The organism is Pantoea dispersa, from assembly GCF_014155765.1.
In the GTDB taxonomy this organism is placed as follows: Bacteria; Pseudomonadota; Gammaproteobacteria; order Enterobacterales; family Enterobacteriaceae; genus Pantoea; species Pantoea dispersa.
This window is the reverse complement of the sequence record NZ_SCKT01000002.1, coordinates 154,233-167,057: the sequence shown is the minus strand read 5'-3', so window position 1 is coordinate 167,057 and position 12,825 is coordinate 154,233. Positions and strand designations below refer to the sequence as shown.

Sequence of the window (12,825 nt, the reverse complement as noted above, 5' to 3'; positions counted from 1 at the left end):
CTGTCTGATTGTTTAGGTGATATTCTGCGCACAGAAGCTTACAAAACCTTTACAATTAATTTTACTTAAGTCTTTGATGATGGCAAAAATAAGGATATTGCTGGCGCTGTCTATTATTATAGCGTCAGGCCAGATTATCGCTGCCCCTTTGACACCTGGCGACCGCGATTATCTGCAAAACCAACAACAGCAGCGACTGGAACAGGATCAGCAGCAGCGCGATGCACTATGGCATGCTGTGGCACCGCTGAATGCGCCGGACGCCTCCCCGGCGGGCCCCGGCCCCTGTTTTCCGATCCAGCATATCCGTCTGCAGCACGTCACGCTGATATCCGATCGTCAGCAACAGGCGCTGACGGCACCTTATATCAATCGCTGTCTGAATTTGAGTGAAATTAATGCGCTGGTACATGCGGTCTCTGACTGGTATATGCAACGTGGTTACATTACCAGCCGGGCGTTTTTAGCCGAACAGGATCTGTCGCATGGGCAGTTAATTATTCCGGTGCTGGAAGGAAAACTATTCGCTATTCGCCTCGACGGGGCGCAGCCGGCGATGTTAAAGATGGTTTTTCCTCATATTGAAGGAAAAATACTTAACCTGCGCGATATTGAGCAGGGTATGGAGCAAATTAATCGCCTGCGCCGCACCCCGGTACAGATTGAAATTCAGCCTGCGCCGCAGCCCGGTTATTCAGTGGTGAACCTGACGACAGCGGCAGAATTTCCGCTCAGCGCCGCGCTGGGATTTGATAATAGCGGACAAAAAAGCACCGGTGTCGGTCAGTTAACCGCATCGCTGACCGGCAACAACCTGTTAGGGCTGGCGGATCGCTGGTTTATCAGCGGCGGTCGCAGCAGCCCATTCAGCGAGTGGCGTGACGCGCAGAATGTGCAGGCGGGTGTCAGCGTGCCGTATGGCTACGGCCTGCTCGACTACAGCTATAGCTGGAGCAGTTATCACAGTCATTTTGATAACAATGGTTTCACCTGGCTGAGTAACGGCGACAATATTGCGCATCGCCTGAATGGTTCATGGGTGCTGTTTCGCAACGGTGAAATCAAGACCAGTTTGCAGCTCGGCCTGAACCACTACACCAGTCACAACTATCTCAACAATACCCTGTTGCAGAGTAGCAGTCGCAAAATCACCAGTACCCAGATCGGATTCAACCATACGCAAAAGGTGTTCGGTGGCGTGGCAACGCTCAACCCAACCTTTAGCCGCGGTATGCCGTGGTTTGATGCGGAGAGTGATGCCGACAAAAGCGGGGACTTACCGCGGGCGCAGTTTCGCAAGTGGAGCCTGAGCGGCAGCTTTCAGCGACCGGTTTCGGACAGGTTATGGTTGCTCAGCAGCGTATACGGCCAGTGGTCACCGGATCGGTTATACGGCAGCGAACGCCTGACGCTCGGCGGCGAAAGCTCAGTCAGGGGTTTCAAAGAACAATACCTGTCAGGCGACGCGGGTGGCTATTTGCGTAATGAACTGGATTACACCCTGTTCACCTTGCCGTTGGTCGGTGACGTCAGCGCCCTGGCGGCGGTGGACGGCGGCTGGCTGAAGAGCGATGCGCAGAACAGCGAGTCTGTGGGCACGATATGGGGCAGCGCCGTGGGGATCAGCACCCGCAGCCGTTTCTTTTATACCCAATACACGGTCGGTTTTCCGCTCAGTTATCCCGGCTATCTGCAACCGGATCACGTTAGCATTTATGCCCGGGTCGGGCTGGTTTTTTAAGAGGCAATGATTATGGATGATCGTCAACCGGTTTCCCTGTTTCGTCGCGCGCTGAGCTACTTCATTTGTTATCTGGTGGCGGTACAGCCACTGCTGCCGGTTGTGGCCGCGGAAATTACCCCGGTTACGCCGGGCACGCGCATGGATGCCGCGGGTAACGGCGTGCCGGTGGTCAATATCGCCACGCCGAATCAGGCAGGTGTTTCCCATAACCAGTACCAGCAGTACAACGTCGGGCAGCAGGGGCTGATTCTCAATAATGCCAGCGGGCAACTTACTCAGACCCAACTGGGCGGACTGATCCAGAATAACCCTAACCTGCAGGCCGGGCACGAAGCCCGGGCGATCATCAATGAAGTGGTGGGAGCTAATCGTTCGCAGTTGCAGGGCTATACCGAAGTCGCGGGTAAAGCCGCGAATGTGATCGTGGCCAACCCTTACGGCATTACCTGTAACGGCTGTGGCTTCATTAATACGCCCAACGTGACGCTCACCACCGGAAAACCGCAGCTGGATGCCAGCGGCAATCTCGCCGCGCTGGAAGTCACCAAAGGCGACGTGACGGTTGAGGGCAAAGGGCTGGATGGCAGCCGCGCTGATGCGGTATCGCTCATTGCGCGCGCCACTAAAATTAATGCGGATATTCATGCCAGCGATCTCGCTATCACGGCGGGTGCCAACCGCGTTGCGCAGGACGGCTCGGTTACGCCAATCGCCGGAGAAGGGCCAGTGCCGTCAGTGGCGGTCGATACCGGTGCGCTTGGCGGCATGTACGCTAACCGGATTCATCTGGTGTCGAGCGACAAAGGCGTCGGGGTCAACATCGGCAACCTGCTAGCCAATCAGGGTGATATCACATTAAACGCGAATGGCACCCTGACGCTGGGGAATGCCAGCACCAGCGGCAAGCTGCTCGCGAATGCCCGCGATATGCAGCTGCAGGGGACGCAACAGGCGACCGGTGACGTAACGCTGAACAGCCAGGGCAATGTGCAGCTCCGTAACAATAAACTGACCAGCGGCGGCAATCTGCGCCTGGCGGCAAGCGACGTCACGGCAGATCAAAACAGCACCGTTGCAGCTAACGGTGACATCAGTGTGACGGCGCAGACGCTGATGAATAACGGCCTGATTCAGGCGCAGAAAAACCAGACTATTACGGCAAATACCTTACGCAACCAGGGACGCTTACAGTCGGCAGGCGGGCAAACGCTCAACACCGCATCGCTGGACAATCAGGGATTGATCGGGTCTTCGCGTGCGCTGCATATCAGTGCCACGCAGCAGGCGCTGAATGGCGCAACGGGGACGTTACTCGCCGGTGACGAGCTGGATTTAGCGGGTGGCGATTTCACCCTGAACGGTTCTGTAAGCGGTAAAAACGGCCTGACGCTAAGCAGCACCTCATTGCAAACCGCAGCAGACGCCCGGCTTAGCAGCCAGCGCAACATCAATCTCAGCGCCCGTCAGCAAATACTGCAAGGCGAGATTGCCAGCGGGGGTAGCCTGATGTTGAACGGCGATACCCTCACGCTTGGCAGCACAGGCAGACTGCACGGTGACGGTGACGTCTCACTGACGGCCAGCCAGCAGGCTACGATCGGTGGTCAGCTGGACGGAGATAATGTTCAGCTGAGCGGCGGTGCCTTGCACCTGAGCAAAACCGGAATGCTCACGGCTCAGCAGGACCTTAGCCTGACCAGCGCACAGCAGCAGCTGGATGGACAAAGCCGTGCGGGTGGCAATGTCACTTTACGTGCAGACCGCCTCAACGCACTCAGTGAGGGCAAGCTATCCGCCGGTAATGACATTGCATTACAGGTTAATGATCAAAGCCAGTGGGCTGGCACGCTGATTGCCGGACGCGACCTGGCTTTCAGTGCAACTGACTTCGTCAATAGCGGTACGCTGGCGGCGAATGGTAATACGCACTTTAGTTTTGATCATCTGACCAACGCGGGTCTGCTGCAATCGCTCGGCCAGCAAACGCTTTCTGGCCGCGTATTAACAAATAACGGTACGGCACAATCTGGCGCCGGGCAGCGGCTGGATGTCGGCCATCTGGATAACAACGGTCTGCTGGGCGCGCAGGGCGACTTAACGCTGAATGTAGATCAGTTTACCGCTGGCGATGACAGTAACACCCTGACAGACGGCGCTCTGCGGGTGCACTCCAGCCAGGCTTACCTCGGTGGAACGCTGAGCGCGAAGCACAACCTCGATTTCCAGACTGAAAAACTGACGACCCGCGCAGGTTCGTTACAGACCAGTGCGCAAAATATTCAGCTCAATGGGCAAAATATTGAGCTGAACGGCACGCTTTCCGCCGACCAGGCGCTGACACTGAATTCGCAACAGTTAAGCAGTGGTGACAATGCGCGCACGCAGGCCAAAAGCGCCATCGCGCTCAACGTTGCCGACCAGGCCGATCTGGCTGGCCAGTGGTTTACACCCGGGCAGCTGACTTTGCAGGCGGGTACGCTCAACAACCGGGCGCAGACCGGCGCGCAGGATCTGACGATTGCCGCGGGCATTATCAATAATGCGGGCACGCTGAGCGCCAATAATCGCCTGGATCTGACCGCTGACTCATTACAGCAGCAGGGCACTCTTAACGCGCTGGGCGCGATGGCGATCCGCAGTGATGCGTGGCGCAACCAGGGGCAAACCTCTGCGCGAACGCTGGATATCAGCGTGAAAAACACGCTCGATAACGCGCCTGCGGGCTCACTGCTGGCCTCAGATGCGTTGACGCTGAACACTTCCGCGCTGAGTAACGCAGGTAACCTCAGTGGACAAACCCTCGAACTTGATACCGAACAACTGACTAACAGTGGGCTGATGCAGGGCAATCAATCGGTCACGCTGCGGAGTAATGCGCTTAATATCCTGCAATCCGGGCAAATTCTGTCAGGCGGTGCGCTGAAAGTGGACGCTGACAGCACACAAAATGCCGGACGTTTGCAGGGCAGCTCGTTGCAACTGCGCGGCAATACGCTGAATAACAGCGGTATCGCCCTTGGCAGCAAAGGGCTTGATGTTGCGTTGCAGCAGACGCTGGACAACGCAGGTAGCCTGTTGTCGGACAGCGCCGCTACGCTGCAAAGCCGCGAGCTTAATAACAGTGGCAAGCTGTTGAGTGGTGAACAACTTTCGCTGACAGGCGCGCAGTTGCGTAATCAGGGTCAGATGCAGGGCGATACGCTGGCGATTCAGGCGGACAGTGTAAGCAACAGCGGCAATCTGATCGGTTTAAAATCCCTGGTGTTGCAATTACAGCAGGATCTGACCGATGCCCAGTCGGGCCGGTTACTGACTCAGGGCGCGTTGAACGTGAATGCGCAACGTATCAACCAGCAGGGCAGCTGGCAGGCGAACAGCATTGATGCCCGCGCCAGCCAGATTGATGTCAATGGCAGCATCCAGTCCGCAGCGCGCACCAGCCTTACGGCGACCGGCAATCTGCACACGCTGGCGCAGGGTAATATCGTTTCCAGTGGCCTGGCGGCCATTCAGGCGGCGAGCCTGAACAATGAAGGCAAATGGTCGGCAAAAAATCTGCAGCTGCAGGGCAATTCGCTGCTTAATCAGGGAAGTGCTACAGCAACAGACGAGCTGACGGCTAACCTCAGCGGACAGTTGCAGCAGCTAAAAGGCGCTGCTTTGCTGAGCGCGGGAACCAGCACCCTGAAAGCGGGCTCGATTGATAGTGCCGGTGATATCGAAGCCAAAAATCTGGTGATAAACAGCGGCAACCTGACTAACCGTGGTCAGCTGTATGCCCAGCAGAACCTGAATGGCAACGTTGAACAGGCGATTGCGAATCAGGGCGGGGTTCTGCGCAGCCAGGGTGCTCTGCAACTCAACGCGCAATCTTTACTGAACCAGGGACAGATTCAGGGCGATGGCATTACGACGATAACGCTAAGCGACAGCCTGAATAACACGGGCAGATTGCTTACCGGTGGTCCATTGACGCTGTCGGCACCGACGGTACTGAATAGCGGCCTGGTGCAGGCGCAGGGGCTGGCTTACAGTGGTAACAACCTGGTGAACAGCGGGACTTTTACCGGTCTGGGTGATAGCCTGGTGAATGCCAGCCAGATGACCAATCAGGGACAGCTGCAGGGCGATAATTTACAGGTGCGCGGCGGTGTGTTGCACAACAGCGGTAGCGTATTCGCCAGCCGTGCGCTGGCCCTGACCTTACAGAATGCTGATAACCAGGCAACCGGCAAACTCTATAGCGCAGGCGATCTGACCCTCAATACGCCGGTGCTGAATGCGGCCGGCAGTCTGCTGGCGCTGGGCAATATGACCCTGCAACTGGGATCGGGGTTCACGCAGAGCGGCACGCTGGCAGCGGGTAAAGCGCTGAATCTCAGTACACAAGGCGATCTCACCGTTCTGGGGACGCTGCAGGGCAACAGTCTGCAACTCAGCAGCAATAATTTCATCAATAATGGTCAGCTACGCAGCGGCAGCGGCGCGTTGAACGTCGATGCCAGCAACATGACGCTTAATGATAGCGGAAGCGTCCAGGCTGGCGGGGATATGCGTCTCACCAGTCGCGGCCAGTTAGTGAATTATGGCTTCGTCGGGACAGCAGGGAATTTGCTGATGACAGCAGGCAGCCGGATAGAAAACCGTGCGCTGCTGTATGCCGGGAATAATATGCAACTGCTGGCCAGCAGCATTCAAAATAATCGTGGCGATATCCTGGCGAATAATAACCTGTGGCTGCAGCGTGATGCGGCGGGTAACGCCAGCGATGAAGTGATCAATACCTCAGGCAATATTGAAACCTCGCTCGGAGATATCACCATCCGTACCGGGCATCTGCTGAATCAGCGTGAGGGGATGAATACCTCTGTAACTTCAGCGTCCGCTACGAATGCCCCCGCCGGATTGGGACAAGCCACCATGAAAGTGAAGCTTGCTCAGCTTGATGACGATGAGATCGGCGTTTATCACGGCATGCATGGTTATCAGACGGGGGGAAGTAATGGTAAAGGAAACGGCCACACCGAATACCGGCCTTACACCACGCTGGCACCGAAACTTAGTACGGCGGTTCGCAAGTTTCTCGTAAGTTCTACCACCGTCACGGCCAGCGCGACTGGCGGTGCAGGTCGAATCGCTGCTAACCGGAATCTGGTAGTGACAGCCGATGCCCTCGACAATCAAGCCAGTAATTTACTCGCCGGTCAGGATATCGTGCTCACCGGCAACAATCTGAATAATCAGTCCTGGGAAAACAGTATTCAAAGCCAGTATCTGGTCTACAAATATGGCAATCCTAATACGGGACGGATTGATACTAACCTTTACGGCGAAGAAGATACTGCACCTTCGATCATTGCTGATTTACGTAACGGGAATTCACATGGTGTGAAATACGAGAGTGGCCTGGGCTCCGAGGTGGTTTATACCCTGCAGGGCGCACCCGTTTATGAAACCAGCCAGACGGGAGAAGGTCTGCGTGCCGTGATTCAGGCTGGCGGCAACGTCAGCGCCCGTTTTACGAATAACCTGAGCAATACGGATACCGTGGCTAACGCTGGCAGCATGGTGCATGCTATTAGCAAACCGGGTATCGCAGGAACTGCGCCACTGCAATCCGTAGGTGGCGTGCAGAACCAGCAGCTTGCCGCCGGGCAAACTATCGCCGTCGGGTCTCCGCAGTGGAAGGATGCGCTGACAGGCGCGCTACAGCAAATAGGTAATCAGGGCGCGGCGTTAACTGATTATCCACTGCCTGCCGGTAACAACGGCCTGTTTGTCGCCAGTAAAGATCCTGCCAGTCCCTACCTGATTACCACTAACCCACAGCTGGCAGAGGTCGGTAAAACCGACGGCAGCCTGTTTGATGGCCTCAATGCGTTTCTCAGGAACCCGACTTCCGGGGCAGTTCAACAATCGGCTCAGGCGGTAACGCAACCGGCGCTGAGCAGCAGCCCTCGAGTCGAAACGGCGGCAATCTATACCGACAAAGATAAATTCCTCGGTTCTGCCTATCTGCTGAATCGTCTGCAGCTTACACCCGATAAGGATTATAAATTCCTCGGTGATGCCGCGTTCGATACCCGCTACGTAAGTAACGCCATATTGAGCCAGACCGGGCATCGCTATGTGGGGGGTACCGGCTCCGATCTGCAGCAGATGCAATACCTGATGGACAGCGCGGCCCGGCAACAGGCGGGCCTGGGCCTGCAACTGGGGGTTAGCCTTTCGCCGGAACAGGTTGCGGCCCTGACCACGAGTATTGTGTGGTGGGAAAAAACCACGGTTAATGGTCAAACCGTGCTGGCTCCGAAACTCTATCTGGCGCCAGGCGACAGTGAGATCGCGGCAGGTAGCGTGATTGCTGGTCAGGCGGTGAAACTGGATGCCGGGCAGATCAATAACGACGGTAGTACTATCAAAGCCGAGACGCTGCTGTCAGCCAACAGCAATAGCACACTGAATAACCTGCACGCCGGTTTACTGGCTTCGGGCGGCGATCTGCAACTGAACGCGATTGGCGATATTAATAGTATCGGTGCATCGATTTCGGCCGAAACCGTTTCGCTCGCATCGGCGGCGGGAAATATCAATAACGTTACGCAGGCTCAGCAGTGGAGCAGCCTGGCGCTTAACGGCATCAAAAATGCGCCCGCGTTAAGCTTCAGTGATACCCAGTTAGGGGATGTGGCCAATATCTCAGCCAGCAAAAATGCCAGCCTCAGCGCGGGTGGCAACATCAATAACACGGGCGCGACGCTCGCTGCTGGCGGTGATTTACAGTTGGGTACGCGGGGCGATATCAATATCGCCGCCAATGCGCTCCATACCGATCGCCTTAATAAAAATGGCAGCGCGGTGGTGACCAGCAGCCAGGACGGTAGCGTAAGTGCGGGTGGCGATCTCACCGCGCGTGCCGGTCACGACCTGAATCTGAGCGGCAGCACACTGGTGTCAAAAGGCGATACGACGCTGGCCGCCGCAAATGATATCAATCTGAATACGCTGGATAACAGTAGCCATCAGACGCAGGGCAATAGCAAAAACGACAGCATTAACGCTACGCGCAGTACCATCCAGAGCAGCGGAAATTTAGCGTTGAGCGCCGGTCGCGATATTAACTCGCAGGCAGCGCAGCTGATGGCCGATTTAAACGCCTCCCTGAGCGCAGGGCGCGATCTGAACCTGAATGCCCAGCAGAGTCGCGTATACAGCGAGAGCCGGGGCGGCAAAAAAGTGACGATCAACGAGCAGGTTCGTCAAACCGGCAGCGAAATCAGCAGTGGCGGTAATATCGTGCTGGCCGCAGGGAATGACATCAACAGCGCAGCCAGTGAGATTACGGCAAAACAGTATATCGCCGCGCGAGCCGGGCATGATATTAACCTCACCACGGCCACCGAAAGCGATTATAACTATCGCGAAGAGACGAAAACCAAAAAAGGTCTGTTCAGCAAGAAGACCACCCACACCATTCAGGAAGACAGCGCTACGCACGAAAAAGGCACGTTGCTCAGTGGCAACAATATCTCCGTAAGCGCGGGTCACGATCTGCTGGTAAAAGGATCGCAGGTCGCGGGTGATGATAACGTGGCGCTCAGCGCCGGTAACAATGTCGGGATCTCTGCCGCTACCAACACGGAGTCGAGCTGGCGTTTTTCCGAGACGAAAAAAAGTGGCCTGATGGGAACCGGTGGGCTGGGTATCAGCATCGGCAGCAGTAAGTCGCTGCACGATCTGAAGGAAAAAGGCACGACGCAAAGCCAGAGTGTCAGTACCGTTGGCAGCACCGGCGGGAACGTTTCAATCACCGCAGGCCAGCAGTTGCAGGTGCAGGGGGCTGATTTGATTGCCGGCGGCAACATGGCCCTGAAAGGTGACAGCGTAGCAATCACGCCCGGCCACGATGTACGTACGCGCGACGAACGTTTTGAGCAGCGCACCAGTGGACTGACGCTGGCGCTTTCAGGCGCAGTAGCCGAGGCAGTTAACAGTGCGGTCTCTGCTGCACAGTCCGCCAAAAAAGAGAGCGATGGGCGTCTGGCCGCATTACAGGCAACCAAAGCGGTGCTTTCCGGTGTTCAGGCGAACCAGGCCAGCCAGCTTGCGCAGGCCAATGGCGATCCTAACAATGGCGTTGGCATCAGTATTTCGCTGACCACTCAAAAATCAAAATCTCAGCAGCATCAGGAGTCCGACGCCGTCAGCGGTTCTACGCTGAATGCCGGGAGAAACCTCAGTATTGATGCCACTGGTAAAGGCACTAGTGCCAGCAGCGGTGATTTGCTGATTGCCGGTAGCCAGCTCAAGGCTGGTGGTGATACGTCACTGCACGCAGCGAACGACATCAACCTGACGGGCGCGGCAAGTACGCAACAAACCAGCGGTAAAAACAGCAGCAGCGGTGGCGGTATCGGGCTAAGTTTCGGCGTGGGCAGTGGCAGCGCAGGACTGAGTATTTTCGCCAGCGTTAACGGGGCGAAAGGCCATGAAAAGGGGAATGGCACCGTCTGGAGCGAAACCACCCTCGACAGCGGCGGTGTTGTCGACATCAGTAGCGGTCGTGACACCACTTTGACTGGCGCGCTGGTTAACGGTAACAGCGTGACTGCTGACATTGGTCGCAACCTGTCTATTACTAGTCTGCAGGATAGCGATAACTATGATTCGAAGCAGATCAGTTTTGGAGCCGGCGGCAGTTTCACTTTTGGCTCAATGACCGGTTCCGGTTATATCAACGCCAGCCAGGATAAAATGCACAGCAATTACGACAGTGTGCTGGAGCAAAGCGGCATTTATGCCGGTCAGGGCGGGTTTGATATTAACGTTGGCAGTCACACCCAGCTCAATGGTGCGGTGATAGCCAGCCAGGCTGACGCGGATAAAAACCGTCTTGATACCGGCACGCTGGGCTTCACGGACCTGCATAATCAGGCAGATTATAAAACCCAGCACCAGGGGATTGGCCTCAGTTCGGCGGGGAACTTCAGCGGCCAGTTCAAAGGGAACATGGCCGCCAGTATGCTGGCGGGCGCAGGCAGCAGTGGCCACGCAGAGGGAACAACGCAGTCAGCCGTTGCCCAGGGATCGATAGTGGTGCGCGACCAGGCAAATCAGCAGCAGGATGTTGCTGCACTTAGCCGCGACACCGAGCACGCTAATGACAGCATCAGCCCGATTTTCGACAAAGAGAAGGAGCAGAAACGCCTGCAGACGGCTCAGCTGATCGGTGAAATAGGCAGCCAGGTTGCTGATATCGCCCGGACGCAGGGGCAGATTGAGGCGACGGAAGCAGGTAAGAAGGAACTGGCAAAAAACAACATAAACCAGCCGGATGCCGACGCTCCTGCGGCTGAAAAGAAAGCGTATCAGGAAGCGCTGGAAAACAGCAGTGATTATAAGAAGGCCATGGCACTCTGGGGCACCGGCAGCGATATCCAGAAGGGGATTCAGGCGGCGACTGCGGCGATTCAGGGTTTGGCGGGTGGCAATCTGGCGCAGGCAGCCAGCGGCGCAGCGGCACCGTATCTGGCCGAGCAGATACACAAATATACCGCCGACAATCAGGCCGCAAAAGCAATGGCTCATGCAGTGGTAGGTGCGGTAACATCGTGGGCGGCAGGCAACAGCGCGGCAGCAGGCGCGACCGGTGCGGTCAGCGGAGAGCTGATGGGTCAGTTGATCATGCATTCGATGTATCCGGGTAAACAGGTCAGTGACCTGCAGGAGTCGGATAAGCAGATCATCAGTGCACTGAGTACACTGGCTGCAGGTCTGGCAGGCGGCGTGACCGGCGGCAGTAGCGCCAGTGCGCTGGCCGGCGCTCAGGCAGGGAAGAATGCGGTTGAGAATAACTCGCTGGGTGATATAGCGCAGGCGCAGTCTGAAGGTAAAACGCTTGAGCAGAAGGCCGGTGAGTATGTTGAGGCGGAAAACGAGCGCTATAAGAAGGAGAACTGTGCCGGATTAAGCGCGGAAGCCTGCTCGGTGAAAATGTACGACGAGCGGCGTGAATCGCTGAAAGAAACTCTTGCCGCCGGTGCAGATTTTGTGCCGGTGGTGGGTGATATCAAGAGCTTTGCGGAAGCGCAGAGTGCGCTGGATTATCTTGCCGCAGCGTTAGGGTTGATACCGGGCGCAGGGGATGTGGCGGGCAAGGCCATTAAAGCGGCTGAGACAGCGCTGAACAAAGGGGAACTTGCTGAAGCCTCGAAGCTGATCAATAAGGCCAGCGATGAAATCGTTGCAGTATCAGGTAGTAAGGGAAACTGGAGTAAAGAACTGAATAATCCCCTGCCAAATAAAACGTATAAAGTTGATGCTAATAAAACTTATGTGACCGATAATAATGGCCGGGTAGCGTCTGTTGAAGCAGATCTGTCATTATTGACAAAAGACCGTAATACATACCAACAGTGCAAAGCTGGTAAATGTGGGGTTGCAGGGGATGAAGGTGGTCACCTGATAGCCAGCATTTTTGGTGGTATGGGTGAGAAGCTTAATATTGTTCCAATGAGTGGTAATCTGAATAAGGGTGCCTGGAAACAAATGGAAAATACGTGGGCTTCTGCCCTGAAAGAGGGTAAGCAGGTGAATGTTAAGATAGATCCCGTTTATTCTGGAACTGGTGGTCGCCCTGAAAGCTTCAACGTTATCTACTCTATTAATGGTGGTCGCCCAATAGAAAAAACCTTTATAAATGCACCGGGAGGGAAATAATGAGAAATGATCAAGAGATTTATAAAGATATCGGTACTGTTTTATATAGTATCGCTCCCGACAAAGCTAAGAAGATCATTATGCGTGCAGAATTGTCACCGGAAAATGATCATTGTGAGTATGAATATGATTATCTTGATGATGATGATAAAACTCAATGGTTAACGGCAGGTGGAAGGGCGAATACAGATATCCTTCATTATTTAGTAGAGCTTCGCAACTACTATATTGAAAACAATCTGACCAATGGCCGCCCTGCGTGGCATGGATGTAAAGTGACTCTGGATGTTGAAAAAATGAAACTAAATATAGACTTCCGCTACGACGATTAGCCATCAATGATCCCGGCTCTCAAGCCGGGA

At 55.5% G+C, this 12,825-nt stretch carries 3 protein-coding genes; all 3 read left to right on the top strand.

From position 1 onward, the window contains the following. Positions 1-76: 76 nt before the first annotated feature. The 3 genes from H7K56_RS07465 to H7K56_RS07455 are packed head-to-tail and all read left to right on the top strand — an operon-like array spanning position 77 to position 12,795. A complete protein-coding gene (locus H7K56_RS07465; protein ID WP_150360301.1) occupies positions 77-1,741 on the top strand; it encodes a ShlB/FhaC/HecB family hemolysin secretion/activation protein in 1,665 nt (554 codons plus the stop codon). Between the two features lie 12 nt (positions 1,742-1,753). Beyond that, on the top strand, positions 1,754-12,463 hold the full coding sequence (locus tag H7K56_RS07460) for a hemagglutinin repeat-containing protein (protein WP_170264733.1): 10,710 nt from the start codon (positions 1,754-1,756) through the stop codon (positions 12,461-12,463). Further along, the gene (locus H7K56_RS07455) at positions 12,463-12,795 is read left to right on the top strand and encodes a hypothetical protein (RefSeq protein WP_058775901.1); all 333 of its coding nucleotides are present in this window, start codon (positions 12,463-12,465) and stop codon (positions 12,793-12,795) included. Before H7K56_RS07460 ends, H7K56_RS07455 begins: the two co-directional genes overlap by 1 nt. The last annotated feature ends 30 nt before the right edge of the window (positions 12,796-12,825 follow it).